A 19,760-nucleotide genomic window follows, 5' to 3' on the forward strand; every position below is an offset into this window, starting at 1 on the left:
GTTCCGACACCTTCGCGGGAAGGCTCACCCTAGCCGCAGACCACCGCCTTCCGATCAGCGGGTGAACACCGCCACCGTGCGGCCGGGCACCGTGAACGTGCCGGTCGAGGCCGTGTACTCCGCCTTCTTGACCACGCTGTCCGCGCCGGACGCCTGGACCGGGTGCAGGCGGTAGCCCGCGTCGGCCAGGGCGCCGACCCGCTGCTCCTGGGTGTCCGGGGTGGCGTTGAAGACGACGACCAGGTCACCGAGGCGCATGGTGATGACGCCGGGGGTCTCGTCCGTGCCGGACAGGGGGAAGGAGAGGCGGGACTGCACCTGCGCGGCCGTGTCGAGGGAGAACGCCTTCTCCGTCGTACGAATTCTCAGCAGGTCCTGGTACGCCGTCGACGCGCCCTCGATCTGTTCGCAGCCGACGCTGACGCCGGTCAGCAGCGGCCTGGCGTACGGCCACTTGGACTGGTTGTCGGCGGCCATCGGCAGGCCCCGGCCGAAGCCGTTGCCGTCGGCGCAGTTCCAGTGGATCGCGTTGAACCAGTCGCCGCTGTCGTAGGAGTTGCGGTCGAGGGACTTCGAGCGCAGCAGGTCGGTGCCCGCCTGGGACAGGGCCGGGCCCTGCGAGAGGGTGGCCGTGGCCATGGCGAGGACCTGCATCCTGGCCCGGTCGGTGGCGCTCACCGAGGCGGGCAGCTTGAACGCGAGGGCGTCGAAGAGGGACTCGTTGTCGTGGGCGTCGGCGTAGGCGAGGGCGTCGCCGGGGGCCGCCGCGTATCCGGCGGGGGCGCCGTTGTAGTCGACCTGGGAGCCCTTGACCTCCTTGCCGCTTGAGTCGGTGAAGGTGTAGTCGGCGAGGTTGCCGGAGAGGCCGACCTTGATGAGGTCCTGGTAGTGCAGGAGCCGGGCCTTCTGCTCGGCCTCGGTGCCGTTGGCCACCGAGGAGTTGGGCTCGGTGTAGAGGCCGGAGGCGAAGCCCTGCACGCCGGGGTCCTCGTCGAAGGGGCCGCCGCCGCGTACGGCGTCGCGGGCGCGGTCGGAGAAGGTGGCGACGCCGGTGCCCGCCATGTTCTTCTGCGTGGCCTGGACGAAGCGGGCGTCGTCGGCGACCTCGCCGAAGTTCCAGCCCTCGCCGTAGAGGATGATCTTCTTGCCGTCGACGCCGTCCTTGTCCAGGGTCAGCGCGTCGAGCGCCTTGCGGACCGCGAGGATGTTGGCCTTCGGGTGGTGGCCCATCAGGTCGAAGCGGAAGCCGTCGACCTTGTACTCCTTGGCCCAGGTGACGATGGAGTCGACCACCAGCTTGCCCATCATGGCGTTCTCGGTGGCGGTGTTGGCGCAGCAGGTGCTGTTGGCCACCGAGCCGTCGGCGAGGAGACGCTGGTAGTAGCCGGGGACGATCCGGTCCAGGACGGAGGTCCTCGCCTGGCCGCTGGCGGCCGTGTGGTTGTAGACCACGTCCATGACGACCCTGAGGCCGTCCTCGTTGAGCGCCTTGACCATCTCGCGGAACTCGACCGTGCGGGCGGTGCCGTTCGGGTCGGTCGCGTAGGAGCCCTCGGGGACCGTGTAGTGGTACGGGTCGTAGCCCCAGTTGTAGGCGTCCTTCGCGGCGACCTCGGCCACGCACTCCTGCTGCCGCTCGGAGTCGGCGGGCAGGGCGGCGAGGTCGCAGTCGACGGTGGCCTGGTCGCTCTTCTTCTCGGGGATGGTGGCGATGTCGAAGGCCGGGAGGAGGTGCACGTACGAGGTGCCCGCCTCGGCCAGCTCGCGGAGGTGCCTGCTGCCGTCGCTGTCCTTGTCGGTGAAGGCCAGGTAGGTGCCGGGGTGGTCGGCGGTGGTGTCCGCGACGGAGAAGTCACGGACGTGCAGTTCCTGGATCTGGGCGTCCTTCAGCGGGACCGCCTTGGGCTTGCTGAGCTTCGACCAGCCGCCGGGGGCGAGTGCCTTGTCGTCGAGGTCGACGACGAGGCTGCGCTCGGAGTCGGTGGTCAGGGCGACCGAGTAGGGGTCGGTGACCTTGTTGGTGACGACCTCGCGGACGCTGGGCGCCCACACCGAGACGACGTACCGGTACGGCTGGTTCTTCCAGGACGCCGGGCCGGTGACGGACCAGACGCCGGTGGTGTCGTTCCGCCGCATCGGGACCGTCCCGCCGCCGATCTCCAGGGCGACGCGCTGTGCCGTCGGCGCCCAGACCGCCAGGGTGGGGCGGCCCTTGGTGAACGTCGGGCCGAGGTCGGCCTTGGTGGCGTCGTACAGGTCGTCGAGGACGCCGCCGATCTGCACGCCCGTCGCCGCGAGGACGGCTCCGTTGGCGGCGCGCTGGGTGGCGACGACCTGGCCGCGCAGGGCGGAGCGGACCCGGTCGCGGTCACGGGGGTCGACCGTCCAGGCGGTGGCGTCCTTCAGGTGCGGGAACCTGGCCTTCTGCGCGTCGGTCAGGGTGGTCTTCGTCAGGCGTAGCCAGCGCTCGTCGTCGCTGGTCAGCGTCCCGTCGGTGACCTTGATGGAGCCGGTGCGGGAGGCCAGGAGCTGGGTGGAGGCGGCGGCCTCCGAGCCGTTCCAGGCGACCGTGTTCCGGTCCAGCCAGACCGCCTTGGAGGTGGTCAGGTCGAGGGCCGCGGCGGAGCCCGCGGGCTGCGGCAGCAGGTACTTCTCCTGCCCGCTCAACAGCCACACCTCGTGGCCGTTGGCCTTGAGGTCCAGGGCCTGGTCGGTGGGCAGGTCCTTCTCGTCGCCCTTGTGGAGGATGTAGCTGAGGCTGGTGGCACCCTCGGTGAGCGGCACCTCGAAGACAGCGCCATAGCTGTCGGTCCGCACCGGTTCCAGGGGCTTCGACCAGTCGGTGGGGCTGGCCGCGCCGGACCACACGTGCAGTCCCCAGCCGTCGTAGTTCCCGTCGGCGCGGTGGTAGTGGAGTACGGCCTTGCTGGTGTCCTGCGCCGGGTAGTCGGGGCGCTCGGTGAGGACCGTCTCCTTGCCCTGCTCGATCCAGATCTCGCCGGTCCTGGTGACGTCGATGGAGCGGTCGGCGGCGACGTCCTTGTTGCCGTCCTTGTCGATGACCAGGAAGCCGACGTCGGAGGCGCCCGGCTTCAGCTTGACGTAGGCGAAGGCGCCGTAGGCGTCGCGGCCGACGAAGGGGTGGCTGTTCGGCCAGTCGGTGGCCTCGCCGTCGGCCAGGTCGCCCCAGGCGTAGACGCCCCAGTCGGCGTAGTTCCCGTCCGCGCGCTTGTAGTGGACGACGGCGTAGTCACGGGAGGACGCGGTGGGGACCTCGGGGGCGGGCGGGGTGCCGGTGCTGGAGGCGGCGGTGGCGCTGGCGGTGCGGCCCGCCGAGTCGATCACCACGGCCTTGTACCGCAGGGCGGTGCCGGGGGCCACGTCCTTGCCGATGGTGTGGGTGACCTTGTAGGGGGCGTGGTCGGCGGAGCCGAGGGTGCGCCAGGCGCCGTTGCCGGTCTGGGCGGCGAAGACGACGCGGTTGAGCTGGCCGCCGTCGACGTCGGCGGTGACCTCGACGGTTCCGGTGGCGCCCGCCTCGGGGGCCTTGAGGGTGACGGTCGGCCTGCTGGCGGGCTGGGCGAGGGTGCCCGCCGCCTTCAGGACGATCGCCGAGCCCGCCGGGACGGTGACGGTGACCTTGCGGTCGGCGCCGGACCGCACGGTGGCGTCGGTGCCGTACAGGCCGCGGAACGTCATGTTCGCGGAGCCGGTGGCGAAGGTGGCGGTCTTCGCGTCGTCGGCGTTGTTGAAGGCGACGACGTACTCGGTGCCGGTCCTCGCGTCGGTGCGGGAGACGGCGTAGATCCCGGCGCCGTCGGCCGCGTGGCGCTCGGTCTGGACGCCGTCCGCGAGGGCCGGGTGGGCCTTGCGGAGCGCCGCGAGGGCGCTGATCTGGCGGTAGAGCGGGGCGCCGGTGTCGTAGGCGTCCTGGGCGTGGGTGCGGTCGGTGCCGAGGAGGTCGTCGTCGAGGTAGTCGGCGGTCTTCGAGGCGAACATGGTCTGGCGGGCGTCCTTGTCGCCGCCGGGGCCGGTGAAGCCCTGCTCGTCGCCGTAGTAGACGACCGGGTTGCCCCGGTTGAGGAACATCAGCTCGTTGGCGAGCCTGGCGCGCCGGAGCAGTTCGGCGTCGGAGGCGCCGGGGTCGTCCTGCTTGAGGAAGCTCCCGATGCGGCCCATGTCGTGGTTGCCGAGGAAGGTGACCTGCTCGTAGGCGTTGGCCTTGTCGGTCGTGTACTTGTAGTCGTCGCCGAAGACCGCGGCGAGCTTCCTGGCGCTGCCGCCCTGGGAGGCGTAGGCGCGGGCGGCGTCCTGGAAGGGGAAGTCCAGGGTGGAGTCCAGGCGGCCCTGGGTGACGTACGGGGAGGTGACGGCGGTGTCCGCCGAGTACACCTCACCGAACATGAAGAAGTCGTCGCGGCCCTTCTTCGCCGCGTAGGCGTCGAGGGTGGTGGCCCACTGGGTCCAGAACTCCATGTTGACGTGCTTCACGGTGTCGATGCGGAAGCCGTCGATGTCGAAGTCCCTGACCCACCGCTGGTAGATCTTCTCCATGCCCTCGACGACCTCGGGACGCTCGGTCCACAGGTCGTCCAGGCCGACGAAGTCGCCGTAGGTGGCGGACTCCCCGGCCCAGGTGGAGTCGCCGCGGTTGTGGTACATCGTCGGGTCGTTGAGCCAGGAGGGCACCTTGGCGTTCTTCTTCGCGGCCGGGACGACCGGCGTGCGCGGGAAGGAGTCGCCGTCGACGGCGGGGAACTTCCGGGTGCCGTCGGCGTAGTCGGCGTCGTCGAAGGGCCTGCCGTCCTTGGTCAGGTACGGGAAGGCGCCCTTGGAGAGGTAGTCGTAGGACTTCTCCTCGTAGTCGACGACGTCGGCGGTGTGGTTGGTGATGACGTCGAAGAAGACCTTGATGCCCTTGGCGTGCGCCTTGTCGATCAGGGTCTCCAGGTCGGCGTTGGTGCCGAAGTGCGGGTCGACCTGGGTGAAGTCGGTGATCCAGTAGCCGTGGTAGCCCGCGGAGGCGTCGGCCCCGGTGCCCTGCACGGGCTGGTTCTTGAAGATGGGGGCGAGCCAGAGGGCGGTGGTGCCCAGGCCCTTGATGTAGTCCAGGCGCTTCGTCAGGCCCTTGAGGTCGCCGCCCTGGTAGAAGCCCTTGTCGGTGGGGTCGTAACCGGTGGTCGTGCGGGTGCCGGTCAGACCGCCCTTGTCGTTGCCTGTGTCGCCGTTGGCGAAGCGGTCCGGCAGGACGAAGTAGAACTGCTCGCGGGTGAGGTCGTTGCGGGCCGCCGTCTTCGCCAGGACCGCGTCGGAAGGCGGCGGGGGCGGGGTGGCGGCCTGCGCGGCCAGCGGCTGGACGAGGGCCGCGGCGAGCGCGGTGGTGGTGACGGCGGCGGTAACCGCCGCGACGCGTCCGGCGGGTGCGGTGCGGCGCCCAGGGGGCACCGGCCATCTCGGTATCACAGGCTGAACTCCTTGCGGATACGGCTCATCCGGCTCCGACGCCCGCGCCACGGGACGGCTCCTTCGCCGGGGTGCGGGCTGACCGTATCGCCGTCGCAATGCTTGCAGCAAGGGCCGTGAAAGTAACGGAAAGAACTTTCACGGCCCTTGCCTGATCGGGGGACTAACAGCTCGACTTGCCCGCGTACACCGCGAGGGCCGTGTTGCTGCCGAGGGTGGCCGTGAGCTGACCGGAGCCGTTCACGGTCACGAGGGTGTTGTTCTGGACGTTGCAGTACGTGCCCGCGGGGAGCGACGTCTGGTAGGTGCGGGTCAGGGAGCCCGACTCGTGGTTGATGGCGACGAAGCCCTTGCTGCCGCGCCCGAAGGCGATGGCGTCGCCCCCGTTGTCCCACCAGTTGGTGACGGCGGCGCCGCGGGTGGCGTTGCGGAAGGCGACCATGCGCTGGATCTCCGGCCAGGCGTGCTGGCACTTCCAGCCGTCCTGCCAGCAGGCGTTGACCGTGCCGCCGTTGGGCGGCCCGGCGTCGGCGTCGCTGAACTCGTAGCCGGAGTTGATGTCGGGGGCGCCGTACGGCCAGGCCAGCATGAAGACGTTGGCCATGGTGTACGTGGCGTTGTCCTTGTAGCTGAGCGTGGAGCCGTTGCGCTCGGTGTCGTGGTTGTCGACGAAGACGCCCGCGACGGAGCTGCTCAGGTAGCCCCAGCCCTCGCCGTAGTTCTTCAGGTAGGCGAGGTTCTCGTTGTTGAAGACCCGCTTGAGGTCGTAGGCGTAGCGGAACTCCTGGACGTCCCCGGTGCCGGTGTACTCGCTCGGCTGGACGGCCTCCCCGGCGCCGTAGATGGCCTCCTGCTTCCAGTAGGCGTTGGGGTTGCTCAGCCGGGACTTGATGTTGGCGAGGTCGGCGGCCGGGATGTGCTTGGCGGCGTCGATCCGGAAGCCGTCGACGCCGTAGGAGAGCAGGGTGTTGAGGTACCCGGCGATGGCGGAGCGGACGTACTCCTCGCCGGTGTCGAGGTCGGCGAGGCCGACGAGTTCGCAGTTCTGGACGTTCCAGCGGTCCTGGTAGTTGGTGATCTGCGAGGTGCAGTTGTCGAAGTCGTAGGAGGAGTACAGGCCGGGGTAGGTGTACTTCGTGTACGACGAGCCGCCGGTGCCGGTGCCGCCGCCCGCGGACATGTGGTTGATGACCGCGTCGACGACGACCTTGACGCCCGCCGAGTGACAGGCGCTGACCATGTTGCGGAAGGCGGTGGTGTCACCGAGCCGCCCGGCGATCTTGTAGCTGACCGGCTGGTACGACGTCCACCACTGCGCGCCCTGTATGTGCTCGGCGGGCGGGGAGACCTGGACGTAGCCGTACCCGGCGGGGCCGAGGCGGTTCGCGCACTCGGTGGCGACCGAGGCGTACTTCCACTCGAAGAGGACGGCGGTGACGTCCTTGGTGCCCGGTGGGGAGGCCTGGGCGGTGGGCGAGTTCATGACAAGAGTGGTGGCGGCTGCGGCGGCCGCCAGCGCTCCGGCGAGGAATCTGCGTGCCATGTGGGGAGTTCCTTCGACGTTGAAGGTTCTTGCTGAAACATTCAGCAAGGGTTGCGTGACGCAGATGTTAAACGCCCGCTGCCCCGAAGGGACAGCGGGCGGTACGGAATTCAAGGGAAAATCTTGCGGCGGGTTCCCCCGGACGTCAGTTGGTGGCCCACCAGACGGTCGTGTCGGCGGGCACCTTGACCTCGCCGTCCGCCTCCGACACCTCACCGCTGGCGAGCAGCACCCGCCCGCGCACCGGCGCCGTCACCGACTCGCCGGTGGTGTTGGCGACGCACACGAACTCCCCGCGCCGGAACGCGAGCACGCCCTCGGGCGCCTTCAGCCACTCCACCGCGTCGCCCGCGCCCAGGTCGGGCCGCTCCCGGCGGACGGCGAGCGCGGCGCGGTACAGCTCCAGCGTGGAGCCCGGCACGCCGGTCTGCGCCTCCACGCTCAGCTCGCCCCAGCCCTCCGGCTGCGGCAGCCAGCTACCGCCGTCCCCGAAGCCGTACGACGACCCCGTGCGGGTCCACGGGATCGGCACCCGGCAGCCGTCACGGAAGCCGTCCTGCCCCGCGCCGCGGAAGTACGCCGGGTCCTGGCGCACCTCGTCGGGCAGGTCGACGACGTCCGGCAGGCCGAGTTCCTCGCCCTGGTAGACGTAGGCGGAGCCGGGCAGCGCCAGCATCAGCAGGGTGGCGGCGCGGGCCCGGCGCAGGCCGAGCGCGCGGTCACCGGCGAGCCGGATCTGGGTGCCGAGGCCGGGCGGGTTGGCGAACCGGGTGGCGTGCCGGGTGACGTCGTGGTTGGAGAGCACCCAGGTCGCGGGGGCGCCGACCGGGCGCATCGCCTCCAGCGTGCGGTCGATGACCGTACGCAGCTCCTCGGCGTCCCACGCGGTGGACAGGTACTGGAAGTTGAACGCCTGGTGCAGCTCGTCCGGGCGGACGTAGTTGGCGGTGCGCTCGACGGTCGGCGTCCACGCCTCGGCGACGAAGATGCGTTCGCCCGCGTACTCGTCGAGGATGAGGCGCCACTGACGGTAGATCTCGTGCACGCCGTCCTGGTCGAAGAACGGCATGACATCGTTGCCCAGCAGCTTCAACTGCTCGTGGGATCCAAGGTCGGGCAGCCCCTCGGCCTTCACCAGGCCGTGGGCGACGTCGATGCGGAAGCCGTCGACGCCCATGTCCAGCCAGAACCGCAGGATGGAGCGGAACTCGTCCCCGACGGCCGGGTGCTCCCAGTTGAAGTCGGGCTGCTCGGGCGCGAACAGGTGCAGGTACCACTCGCCGTCCGGTACGCGCGTCCAGGCGGGCCCGCCGAAGATGGACTCCCAGTCGTTGGGCGGCAGTTCGCCGTTCTCGCCCTTGCCGGGGCGGAAGTGGTACCGGTCCCGGGACGGCGAGCCGGGGCCCTCGGCGAGGGCGCGCTTGAACCACTCGTGCTGGTCGGAGGAGTGGTTGGGCACCAGGTCGACGATGATCCTGAGGCCCAGCTCGTGCGCGTCGCGGATCAGCGCGTCGGCGTCGAGCAGGTTGCCGAACATCGGGTCGACGGCCCGGTAGTCGGCGACGTCGTACCCGGCGTCGGCCTGCGGGGAGGCGTAGAAGGGGCTGAGCCACACGGCGTCGACGCCGAGGTCGCGCAGGTACGGGAGACGGGTGCGTACGCCCTCCAGGTCGCCCATGCCGTCGCCGTTGCTGTCGGCGAAGCTGCGCGGGTACACCTGGTAGATCACCGCGTCGCGCCACCAGTCGCGGCGGCGGCCGACGGTGGCGACGGCGCTTGCGGTCTGGGCGGTCGGGGCCGGGGCGGCGGAGTGCTGCTGGCTCATGTCGTCCTTGCTGCGATGGGGTCTCGGTGAAAGGGGAGAACGGTGCGGTACCGGGGGTGATGAGGCGACCGCGGTGCGGCGGGGGCTGGAGGGCACCGCGGTCGCCACCCGCGCGGATCAGGCGCGCGGGAGTTCGTTCACCCGGGGGCGCCCCGGGGGGCGGGTCAGCCCTTGGTGCCGCCCGCGGTGAGGCCGGTCACCAGGTTCTTCTGCACGAGGTAGAAGAACGCGGAGACGGGTATCGCGACCAGCACCGCGGTGGCGGCCATCAGGTTGCGCTGGGCGTCGTGCTCGCTGATGAAGCTCTGCAGGCCGACGGCGAAGGTGTACTTCGTGTCGTCCAGCATGAACGTCGTGGCGAAGGCGACCTCGCCGAAGGCGGTGATGAAGCTGTAGAACCCGGCCACCGCGAGGCCCGGCCTGGCCAGCGGCAGGATCAGCCGCAGGAAGGTGCCGAACGGGGAGAGCCCGTCGACCCGGCCCGCCTCGTCGATCTCGAACGGGATGGTGTCGAAGTAGCCCTTCATCAGCCAGGCGCAGTACGGCACCGCGGTCGAGCAGTAGACCAGGATCAGACCGAGGTAGGTGTCGATGAGCTGCAGCTCCGACAGGATCTGGTACATCGGCACGATCAGCACGGCGATCGGGAACATCTGGGTGACCAGCAGGACCCACATGAACTTCTTGTAGCCGGGGAAGCGCATCCGGGAGACGGCGTAGCCGGTGGTGGCGGCGATCATCACGCCGACCACGGTGGTGCCGAGCGAGACGACGAGCGAACTCTTCAGCCAGTGGAAGAAGTTCGTGTCCTGGAGGACGAAGGAGTAGTTGTCGAACGTCATCTTCCCCCAGATGCCCCCGGGGTGCAGGTAGTCGTCCTTGTCCGGGCCGAGGGAGAGGAACACCAGCCAGGCGATCGGGAACAGCGCGATCAGGCTGGCGACGGTGAGGATGCCGTGCGAGGCGAGCTTCCCGGCGAGGCTGGTCTCGCCGCGGCTGCGGGTGCGGCGCGGCGTGGTGGTGGGCGTGGCGCTCATGGGGACTCCTGCCTCAGATCGCGAGCTGCTGGTCGTTGCGGTTCAGCCAGCGGCGGTAGAAGGAGGTGAAGACGATCAGGATGGCCAGCAGCAGGATGCCGTAGGCCGCGGACTCCGCGAACTCGCGCGGCTGCTGTCCGAAGCCGAGCTGGTAGGCCCAGGTGACCAGGATCTGGGCGTCGGGGGCGGTGTTGCCGAACAGCAGGAAGATGATGGCGAACTGGTTGAAGGTCCAGATCACGCCGAGGAGGACGACGGTGGAGCTGACGGAGCGCAGGCCCGGCAGGGTGACGTAGCGGAACCGCTGCCAGGGGGTGGCGCCGTCCATCTCGGCGGCCTCGTAGAGGGTGGCGTCGATGGACTGGAGGCCGCCCAGCAGGGAGACCATCATGAACGGCACACCGCACCAGGTGTTGACCATGATCGCGGCGAACCGCTGCCAGAAGGTGTCCTCCAGCCACTGCGGGCTCGGCAGGTGCAGGGCGTCGAGCGCGGTGTTGATGATGCCGGAGTCGGCGAGCATGAACCGCCAGCCGAAGACGGTGACGAAGGTCGGCACGGCCCACGGCAGCACCAGCAGCAGCCGGTAGACGGTACGGCCGCGCAGCTTCTGGTTGAGCAGCAGGGCGAGGCCGAGACCGATGGAGTAGTGCAGGGCGACACAGGCCGCGGTCCAGACGATCGTCCAGAGGAAGTGCGACCAGAAGCGGTCGTAGGACGTCTCGCCCCACAGGATGTCGGCGTAGTTGTCGAAGCCGACGAACTTGTAGGTGGCCTCGATCTCGTTGACGCCGATGGTGCGGGCGGTGTTGAGGCTGTCGGCGTCGGTGAGCGTCAGGTAGAAGCCGTACGCCAGCGGGTACAGCACCAGCACGCCGAGCACGAGGACCACCGGGGTGATCATCGCGTACGCGTACCAGTACTTCCGGTAGCTCTGCTTCAGGCGCCGACCCAGCCCGGGGCGCGGCACGCGGTCACCGCGACGCTTACCGGTCGCGCGGTCGATGGCGACTGTCATGGTTCGCACTTTCTACAAGAGCCGGGGGTGGGACCGGGCGGGGTGGGGGCTGGGGCAGGCCGGTGTGGCCGCCGGGTCACTCCCCTCGTCGGCGGGGAGTGACCCGGCGGCCACGGGGGACTACTTGCTGAAGTCCGGGACCAGCTTGGCGATCGCGATCTCCGCGTCGCCCAGGCCCTTGTCCAGGGACTCCTTGCCACCGGCGATCTCCAGCAGCTCGTCGTCCAGCGGACCCCACAGGGAGCTGTACTCGGGCAGCGCCGGGCGGGGCTGGGCGGCGGCGAGGACGCCCTGGTAGCCCGCGATGCCCGGGTCGGCCTTGACCTGGTCGGTGTAGGCGTCGTCACGCGTGGGCAGCGTGTTGTTCTTCAGCGCGATGGTCTCCTGCGCCTTGGCGGAGGTCATGAAGTTCACGAACTTCAGCGCGGCCTCCTGGTGCGCCTGGTCCGAGCCCGCGTAGACGGACAGGTTGTGACCGCCGGTCGGGGCGCCCGCCGTACCGGCGGAACCGGCCGGGACCGTCGCGATGCCCAGGTTCTCCTTGTTGGTGAACGCGGAGCCCTTGTAGAAGTTGGTGATCTCCCAGGGGCCCTGGATGATCGACGCGACCTTGCCGTTGATGAACGCGTCCTGGATGTGCGCGTAGGCGTCGGCGGTGGTGTCGGCCTTGTGCAGGCCCTTGCCGTCGAACAGCTCCAGCCAGGTGCCGTAGCCCTTCTTGGCCTCGGGCGAGGTGACCGTGATCTTCTTGGCGTCGGCGTCGACCGTGTCGGTGCCCTCGCCGTAGAGGAAGGTCTGGGCGTAGTACGCCTGGGTCGAGCCCCAGTAGCCGTCGACGCCGGTCTTGTCCTTGATGGTGGCGGCGGCCTTCTTCAGGTCGTCCCAGGTCTTGGGGGCCTCGACGCCCGCCTTCTCGAAGAGTTCCTTGTTGTAGACGAGGGCCAGGGTGTCCGTGGTGAACGGCACGCCGTACGTCTTGCCCTCGTACTTGGCCTGCTCGATCAGGTTGGACTTGAACTTGTCCTGGTCCGCGAGGGCCTCGGTGCCGTCCAGCGGCAGGAAGAAGCCCTTCTTGGCGAACGCCGGGGTCCAGCCCACCTCGGAGCGCAGCACGTCCGGGGCGCCCTTGGAACCGGCAGCCGTGTCGAACTTGTTCTGCGCCTGGTCGAAGGGCACGTTGACGTACTTGACCTTGATGTCCTTGTTGGCGGCCTCGAACTCCTTGACCAAGGCCTGGTACGTCGGCGCCTCATTGGTGGCGTTGGAGGTGTCCCACCAGGTGATGGTGACCGGACCGTCGGCCTTGTCGCCGCTGTCGCTGTCCCCGCCGCAGGCCGTCGCCGCGAGGGCGAGGGACGCCACCAGCGCGGTGGCCGCTATGCCACGCCGCATGAGTTCTCCTTGAGGGTTAAGCCCGTGGGGTGCGGAAGGCGGTCCCGTCCGCCGACCCGCTACTTGCCGACTGCGCCTTTGCCGCCGCCGGGCGACGTGAACGTAACAGCGATGCAATGGTTGCGAAAGTCCTTGCAGCAAAAAAGTGCAAGAGATCTCGCAAGTTACCTGTCCGTGACCTCTCCTCGACCGTCACGAGACCGCTTCGAGTCCACTTGGAGACTGGTTTTTACTGCGCCGGAGCGGCATACCGCAGACTTGTGCAAGACTCTGCAAGCTCTTGCCAGTGAGATTCCAAGGGGACGCGATGAGGCAGCAACCCGCACGGGGCCGCGCTACGGCCCGCACCCGGCGTCCGGTTGGTGTGCAAGGTGAGGGCCGCCCGGTACAGTCCACCCCTGTGACCACACGGCTTGCGGACATCGCTGCGCAGGCGGGGGTGAGCGAAGCGACCGTCAGCCGCGTCCTCAACGGGAAGCCCGGCGTCGCCGCCACCACCCGCCAGTCCGTGCTGGCCGCCCTCGACGTCCTCGGCTACGAGCGTCCGGTGCGGCTGCGGCAGCGCAGCGCGGGACTCGTCGGCCTGATCACGCCGGAGCTGGAGAACCCGATATTCCCGGCCCTGGCGCAGGTGATCGGCCAGGCGCTGACCCGCCAGGGCTACACCCCGGTGCTCGCCACCCAGACCCCGGGCGGCTCCACCGAGGACGAGCTGACCGAGATGCTGGTGGACCGCGGCGTCGCGGGCATCATCTACGTCTCCGGACTGCACGCCGACACCACCGCCGACACCCAGCGCTACGAGCAGCTGCGCGCCCAGGGCGTGCCGTTCGTGCTGGTGGACGGCTTCTCGCCGAAGGTGCAGGCGCCGTTCATCTCCCCCGACGACCGGGCCGCGATGACCCTGGCCGTCACCCACCTCGCCTCCCTCGGCCACACCCGGATCGGGCTCGCCCTCGGCCCGAAGCGGTTCGTGCCGGTGCAGCGCAAGATCGAGGGCTTCGTGCGCACCGTGCAGGACCAGCTCGGCCTGGACGCCGCGACGATCGAGTCGGAGCTGGTCCAGCACTCCCTCTACACCCTGGAGGGCGGCCAGGCCGCCGCCAACGCCCTGATGGACCGGGACTGCACGGCCGTGGTGTGCGCCAGCGACATGATGGCGCTCGGCGCGATACGGGCGGCCCGGCAGCGCGGGCTCGACGTCCCCAAGGACATCTCGGTGGTCGGCTTCGACGACTCCCCCCTCATCGCCTTCACCGACCCGCCCCTGACCACCGTGCGCAAGCCGGTCCCGGCGATGGGCCAGGCCGCGGTGCGCACGTTGCTGGAGGAGATCGGCGGGACGCCCGCGCCCCACAGCGAGTTCGTGTTCATGCCGGAACTGGTGGTGCGGGGTTCGACCGCTTCGGCCCCTGGTGACCGGAATCGTCCTTAGGGCGGAGCATCAGGGTGCGCCTCTCGTACACGGGTAGCATCCGTACGACTGCGACCGGTGTAGAACGTGCGTCCGGAACCCGCCTGCGGGATGATCGGGGCAGTAAGTCTTTTCTGGCAGACTCTGTACCCATGGGTGACTCGACCGTGACGACACCGGAAGGCCGTACGGCGGCCGTTCCGCACCCCGTCACGGCCGCCTCCGCGCCGACCCCGCTGCACCGGCTGCGCACCCCGCGCCGCCCCCAACTCTGGTTTGAGACGCTGCTGATCGCGGTGAGTTACTGGACGTACTCACTGATCCGCAACGCCGTCCCGGAGCAGCGCGGCGAGGCGCTGCGCAACGCCGACTGGATCTGGCGGACCGAACACCAACTGGGCCTCGCCTTCGAGCAGTCCGTCAACCACGCCGTCAACTCGGTGACTTGGCTGATCGTCGGCATGAACTACTACTACGCGACGCTGCACTTCGTCGTCACCCTGGGCGTGCTGGTCTGGCTCTACCGCGGCCATCCCGGCCGCTACGCCGCCGCCCGCCTGGTCCTCTTCGCGACGACCGCCGTCGCCCTCGTCGGTTACTACCTGTATCCGCTGGCGCCCCCGCGGCTGATGACCGACGGCGGCTTCGTCGACACCGTGCTGGTCCACCAGACCTGGGGCTCGATGGCCTCCGGCGACCTGAAGAACATGTCCAACCAGTACGCCGCGATGCCGTCGATGCACATCGGCTGGTCCCTGTGGTGCGGGCTGACGATCTTCGCGCTGGCCCGGGTGCCGTGGGTGCGCGTCCTCGGCCTGCTCTACCCGGCGGCCACCCTGGTCGTCATCGTGGCGACGGCCAACCACTTCTGGCTGGACGCGGTCGGCGGCGTCCTCTGCCTCGCCTTCGGCTACACCGTCGCCCGCCTCTGGTACGGCGCCCTCCCGCACGCCCTCCCCCGCCAGGTCCCGGGGCCGCGCCGCCGCCCCGCCTTCGACGTCCGCCGCCTGCTGCCCGCGGCGGCACGGGGCGAGCACGACGCGGCGGAGCGCCCCGTGCAGGAGGCTTCAGGGGTGCGGGCAACCCGTGAGGCGCAGGAAGCCGAGGGCGGCCTGGGGCTTCAGGAGGCCGCCGCCGCCCGCAACGCCTCCACGAAGGCCCCCAGCGCGGGCTGAACGGGCGCCGTCTCCCGGACGGCGGCGTGGATGGAACGGGACGGTTCCGGCCCCTTCACCGGCCGCACGACCACCTCCGGATGCCGCCCGCGCAGACCCAGGCGCGGGATCAGCGCGACGCCGAGCCCGGCCGCGACGAAGCCCTGCGCGGTGCCGTAGTCCTCGCTCTCCACCACGAAACGGGGGCGGAAACCGGCCATTTCGCACGCCGACACCTGGGCGTCCAGACACGGCCCCGGCCACTCGCTGCCGACCCACGGCTCCCCGGCCAGCTCCCCCAGCGGCACCGACCGGCGCGCGGCGAGCCGATGCCCCCGCGGCAGTACGGCGAGGTAGGGGTCGTCGAGCAGCGGCAGCAGCCGTACGCCCTCGTACCCGGGCGCTCCGCCCGCCCCCGGCGCGACCACCAGCGCCAGGTCGGCCCGGCCTTCCCGGACGTCCGGCAGCGGGTCCGGGTCGGCGAGCGCCAGGTCGATCCGGACCCCCGGGTGCGCGGCCCGCAGCCGGGCCACGGCGGGCGCGACCAGCGCCGCACCGGCGGTGGCGAAGTACCGCACCGACAACCGCCCGGTCCGCCCCGCCAGCAGGTCCGCGAGCGCCGCCTCCGCCTCGGCCAACTGCCGCCCGACCGCGTCGGCGTACTCGGTCAGCAGCAGCCCCGCGGCGGTCGGCCGCACCCCGCGCCCGACCCGTTCGAGCAGCGCCGCCCCGGCCTCCTTCTCCAGCGCCGCGACCTGCTGGCTCACGGCGGAGGGCGTGTAGCCGAGCCGCGCCGCCGCCCCCGTCACGGACCCGCAGCCCACCACGGCCCGCAGCACCTGCATCCGACGCACATCAAGCATGTAGCCCAGCTTAACGGTAGGTCGAGGATCTTTCACTTGTCCTCAAGTCAGTGCGGGCGCCACGGTGGGGGCATGTCCCTCGCCTCCACCGCCCGCATGGCCGTCCTCGCCCTCCTGTGGGGCTCCGGCTTCCTCTGGATCAAGCTCGCCCTCGACCACGGCCTGACCCCGGCCCAGATCACCATCGCCCGCTGCGCCCTCGGCACCGCGACCCTGCTGCTCCTCGCCCGGCGGGCCGGGCAGCGCCTGCCACGCGGGCGGCGCGTCTGGGGGCACCTGGCGGTGGCGGCGCTGTTCTGCAACGCCGTGCCCTTCGCTTTGTTCAGCGTCGGCGAGCAGACCGTCGACTCCGGGGTGGCGGGCGTCCTCAACGCCACCACACCGCTGTGGTCGCTGCTGATCGGCGTCCTGCTCGGCACCGACCGGCCGCTCGCGGGCACCCGACTGGCCGGGCTGCTGCTGGGCTTCACCGGCACCGTGCTGGTCTTCGCGCCCTGGCACCGCTCCGGCCTGCTGAGCTGGGGCGCGCTCGCCCTGCTCGGCGCCGCCGCGAGCTACGCCGTGGCCTTCGCGTACATGGCCCGCCACCTCACCGGCCGGGGCGCCCCGCTCGGCCTGTCCGCGGCCCAACTGCTGGCGGCCACCGGCTGGACGGCCCTGTCCCTGCCCGCCGCCGGTCCGCTCGCCCCCGACCTGACCGCCCTGCTGGCGGTCACCGCCCTCGGCGTGCTCGGCACGGGCGTCACCTTCCACCTCAACTACCGCCTGATCGCCGACGAGGGCCCGACCACCGCGGCGACGGTCGGCTACCTGCTGCCGGTGGTCTCGGTGACCCTGGGCGCGGTGCTGCTGGACGAGCGGGTGGGGGTACGGGTGGTGGCGGGAATGGCAGTGTTGTTGGTGGGGGTGGGGTTGGCGGGACGGGGGCGGGCGCGGCGGGAGGGGTCCGCGAAGGGCACGGCGGCCGCGACGGAGGCGAAGGCGGGACCCGCGTGAGTCAGCCCCCGTAGAACAGCTCCTCCACCACCCCCCGCGCCCGCCGCGCCGTACGCCGGTACGCGTCCAGCATGTCGCCCGCCCGGCCGGGACCGTACCCGAGGTACCGCCCCACGGCGGCCAGCTCCCGCACGTCCGACGGGAAAGTGTCGGCGGCCCGGCCGCGCACCAGCATCACGGCGTTGCGGACGCGGGTGGCCAGCACCCACGCCTCGTCGAGGATCGCGGCGTCCTCCTCCCCGAGGAGCCCGGCCTCGCGGGCGGCGGCGAGGGCCTGCCGGGTGCGGGTGGTGCGCAGCCCCGGTACCCGCGCGCCGTGCCGCATCTGGAGCAACTGCACGGTCCACTCCACGTCGGAGAGCCCGCCAGGCCCGAGCTTGGCGTGCAGCTTGGGGTCGACGCCGCGCGGCAGCCGCTCGGTCTCCATCCGCGCCTTCAGCCGCCGGATCTCGCGCACGGCGTCCTCCCCGAGCCCGCCCGCCGGGTACCGCAGCGGGTCGACCAGCTCGACGAACCGCCGCCCCAGGTCCTCGTCCCCGGCGACCGGCTCGGCCCGCAGCAGCGCCTGCGACTCCCAGACCAGCGACCAGCGGCGGTAGTACGCCTCGTACGACTTCAGCGTGCGCACCAGCGGCCCCGACTTGCCCTCCGGGCGCAGGTCGGCGTCGATGAGCAGCGGCGGGTCGGCGCTGGGGAGCTGGAGCAGCCGCCGCATCTCGGAGACCACCCGGTTCGCGGCCTTGGCGGCCTCGCCCTCGTCGGCGCCCTCCCGTGGCTCGTGCACGAAGAGCACGTCGGCGTCGGAGCCGTAGCCCAGCTCGTGCCCGCCGAAGCGGCCCATGCCGATCACCGCGAACCGGGTCGGCAGGGTGTCGCCCCAGCCCTCCCGGGCGACCGCCCGCAACGTGCCCGCCAGCGTCGCCGCCGTCAGGTCGGACACCGCGCCGCCGACCAGGTCCACCAGGGCGCCCTGGTCGGCCTCGGCGGGCTGCGCCTCGGTGCCGTAGGAGCCGACGATGTCCGCCGCCGCCGTACGGAACAGCTCCCGGCGCCGTACCCCGCGCGCCGCGGTGACCGCCTGTTCGGCGCCCGGGGCGCGGCCGACGGCGGCGAGGATCTCCTGCTCCAGCGGCGCGCGCCCGCGCGGTACGAGCCCGCCGCCGCTCCCGTCGCCGTCGCCGAGCAGCGCCACCGCCTCCGGCGCCCGCATCAGCAGGTCGGGGGCGAGCCGCCCGGCGGACAGCACCCGGGCGAGGTTCTCCGCCGCCGCGCCCTCGTCGCGCAGCAGCCGCAGGTACCACGGGGTCTTGCCGAGCGCGTCGGACACCTTGCGGAAGTTCAGCAGGCCCGCGTCCGGCTCGGCGGAGTCCGCGAACCAGCCGAGCAGCACCGGCAGCAGCGTCCGCTGGATCGCCGCCTTGCGGGTGACGCCGGACGCCAGCGCCTCCAGGTGCCGCAGCGCCGCCGCCGGGTCCGCGTACCCGAGGGCGACCAGCCGCTCCCGCGCCGCGACCGCGCTGAGCCGGGCCTCGCCGGGGGCGAGCTGGGCGACCGCGTCGAGCAGCGGCCGGTAGAAGAGCTTCTCGTGCAGGCGTCGTACGACGGCGGCGTGCCGCTTCCACTCCCGGTTCAGCGTCGCCACCGGATCGGTGCGCAGGCCCAGCGAGCGCCCGAGCCGCCGCTGGTCCTCCTCCGCCTCGGGCACCAGGTGGGTGCGGCGCAGCCGGTAGAGCTGGATGCGGTGCTCCATGGTGCGCAGGAAGCGGTAGGCGTCCTCCAGTTGGGCGGCGTCCGCGCGCCCGACGTAGCCGCCCGCGGCGAGCGCCTGGAGCGCGCTGAGGGTGGTGCCGCTGCGCAGGGAGGCGTCGGTGCGGCCGTGCACGAGCTGGAGCAACTGCACGGCGAACTCGACGTCCCGCAGCCCGCCGGGCCCGAGCTTCAGCTCCCGGTCGACCTCGGTGACGGGGATGTTCTCCACCACCCGCCGCCGCATCTTCTGCACGTCGGGCACGAAGTTCTCCCGCTCGGCGGCCTGCCAGACCAGCGGCTCGACGGCGGCGACGTACTCCTCCCCCAGCTCCAGGTCCCCGGCGACCGGGCGGGCCTTCAGCAGCGCCTGGAACTCCCAGGTCTTGGCCCAGCGCTGGTAGTAGGCGAGGTGGGAGGCGAGGGTGCGCACCAGCGGGCCGTTGCGCCCCTCGGGCCGCAGGTTGGCGTCGACGGGCCAGATCGTGCCCTCGACGGTGGTCTCGGAGCAGATCCGCATCATGTGCGAGGCCAGCCGGCTGGCGGCGCGCAGCGCCTTGCCCTCGTCGGCCCCGTCGACGGCCTCCCCGACGAAGATCACGTCGACGTCGGAGACGTAGTTCAGCTCGTGCCCGCCGCACTTCCCCATCGCGATCACCGCGAGGCGGCACAGCGCGGCGTCCTCGGGCGCGGCGGCGCGGGCGAGGGCGAGCGCGGCGCGCAGGGTGGCGGTGGCGAGGTCGGCCAGCTCGGCCGCGGCCTCGGCCACGTCGGTCGTCCCGCACACGTCCCTCGCGGCGATGGACAGCAGGCAGCGCCGGTAGGCGACCCGCAGCGACACCGGGTCGGTGGCCTCGGCGAGCCCGCGCTCGAACTCCTCCACCCCGGGGTGCAGGTCCCGCGGCTCGTACGTGACCAGCGCCTGCCAGTCCGCCGCGTGCCGGGCGAGGTGGTCGGCGAGGGCGGCGGAGGCGCCGAGCACCCCGAGCAGCCGGTCGCGCAGCGGCTTGGCCGCTATCACCGTGTCCAGCAGCTCCCGCCGCGCGGTCGGTGAGGGCTGCGCCTCCAGGAGCCGTACCAGCCCGTGCAGCGCCAGGTCGGGGTCGGCGGTGGCACCGAGTGCCTCAAGGAGCACCGGGTCGTTGCGTACGGCGGCCAGCTCCACGCCGTCGAGCAGCCGCTCGGCGGCGGACGGGTCGGTGAAGCCGTGCCGCAGCAGCCGAGTGAAGGTACTGCTCCTGCGCCCTGGCGCCGTCATGGTCGGCCTCCCCGGTCGGACCCCGTCGGATCAAGACTTCGAGCCTAACCG

At 71.3% G+C, this 19,760-nt stretch carries 11 protein-coding genes; 3 read left to right on the plus strand and 8 right to left on the minus strand.

Features of this window, described 5'->3' with window-relative positions:
• Positions 1-54: 54 nt before the first annotated feature.
• From pulA to ACFQZ6_RS09815, 6 genes are all read right to left on the minus strand, one after another.
• On the minus strand, positions 55-5,463 hold the full coding sequence (pulA, locus tag ACFQZ6_RS09790) for a pullulanase-type alpha-1,6-glucosidase (protein ID WP_381606714.1): 5,409 nt from the start codon (positions 5,461-5,463) through the stop codon (positions 55-57).
• Positions 5,464-5,626: 163 nt separating this feature from the next.
• Positions 5,627-7,006 (minus strand): alpha-amylase, encoded by a 1,380-nt coding sequence (locus ACFQZ6_RS09795; RefSeq protein WP_381606716.1) that lies wholly within the window; start codon positions 7,004-7,006, stop codon positions 5,627-5,629.
• Between the two features lie 145 nt (positions 7,007-7,151).
• Positions 7,152-8,831: a glycoside hydrolase family 13 protein gene (locus ACFQZ6_RS09800; RefSeq protein WP_381606718.1), complete on the minus strand. Its 1,680-nt coding sequence runs from the start codon at positions 8,829-8,831 to the stop codon at positions 7,152-7,154.
• A gap of 164 nt (positions 8,832-8,995) precedes the next feature.
• Positions 8,996-9,868, minus strand: a complete 873-nt coding sequence (locus ACFQZ6_RS09805; protein WP_381606720.1) for a sugar ABC transporter permease — start codon at positions 9,866-9,868, stop codon at positions 8,996-8,998.
• Positions 9,869-9,881: 13 nt separating this feature from the next.
• Positions 9,882-10,886 carry a carbohydrate ABC transporter permease gene (locus tag ACFQZ6_RS09810; RefSeq protein ID WP_381606722.1) on the minus strand — a complete coding sequence of 335 codons (1,005 nt, stop codon included), beginning with the start codon at positions 10,884-10,886 and terminating at the stop codon, positions 9,882-9,884.
• Positions 10,887-11,006: 120 nt separating this feature from the next.
• The gene (locus ACFQZ6_RS09815) at positions 11,007-12,278 is read right to left on the minus strand and encodes an extracellular solute-binding protein (protein WP_381606723.1); all 1,272 of its coding nucleotides are present in this window, start codon (positions 12,276-12,278) and stop codon (positions 11,007-11,009) included.
• Positions 12,279-12,678: 400 nt separating this feature from the next.
• Here ACFQZ6_RS09815 and ACFQZ6_RS09820 point away from each other — a divergent pair, with 400 nt between their 5' ends.
• Both ACFQZ6_RS09820 and ACFQZ6_RS09825 read left to right on the plus strand, forming a co-directional pair.
• Positions 12,679-13,713: a LacI family DNA-binding transcriptional regulator gene (locus ACFQZ6_RS09820; protein WP_381606725.1), complete on the plus strand. Its 1,035-nt coding sequence runs from the start codon at positions 12,679-12,681 to the stop codon at positions 13,711-13,713.
• 131 nt (positions 13,714-13,844) lie between these two features.
• Positions 13,845-14,867 carry a phosphatase PAP2 family protein gene (locus ACFQZ6_RS09825; RefSeq protein ID WP_381606727.1) on the plus strand — a complete coding sequence of 341 codons (1,023 nt, stop codon included), beginning with the start codon at positions 13,845-13,847 and terminating at the stop codon, positions 14,865-14,867.
• Here the strand turns inward: ACFQZ6_RS09825 and ACFQZ6_RS09830 are convergent.
• Positions 14,813-15,709 (minus strand): LysR family transcriptional regulator, encoded by an 897-nt coding sequence (locus ACFQZ6_RS09830; protein WP_381606729.1) that lies wholly within the window; start codon positions 15,707-15,709, stop codon positions 14,813-14,815. The genes ACFQZ6_RS09825 and ACFQZ6_RS09830 overlap by 55 nt on opposite strands.
• 72 nt (positions 15,710-15,781) lie before the next feature.
• Here ACFQZ6_RS09830 and ACFQZ6_RS09835 point away from each other — a divergent pair, with 72 nt between their 5' ends.
• Positions 15,782-16,705: a DMT family transporter gene (locus ACFQZ6_RS09835; RefSeq protein WP_381606731.1), complete on the plus strand. Its 924-nt coding sequence runs from the start codon at positions 15,782-15,784 to the stop codon at positions 16,703-16,705.
• Position 16,706: 1 nt separating this feature from the next.
• Here the strand turns inward: ACFQZ6_RS09835 and ACFQZ6_RS09840 are convergent, their stop codons facing one another.
• A complete protein-coding gene (locus ACFQZ6_RS09840; RefSeq protein WP_381606733.1) occupies positions 16,707-19,709 on the minus strand; it encodes a bifunctional [glutamine synthetase] adenylyltransferase/[glutamine synthetase]-adenylyl-L-tyrosine phosphorylase in 3,003 nt (1,000 codons plus the stop codon).
• Positions 19,710-19,760 lie beyond the last annotated feature (51 nt).

Source organism: Streptomyces flavalbus (assembly GCF_042674625.1).
GTDB classification, from domain to species: domain Bacteria; phylum Actinomycetota; class Actinomycetes; order Streptomycetales; family Streptomycetaceae; genus Streptomyces; species Streptomyces flavalbus.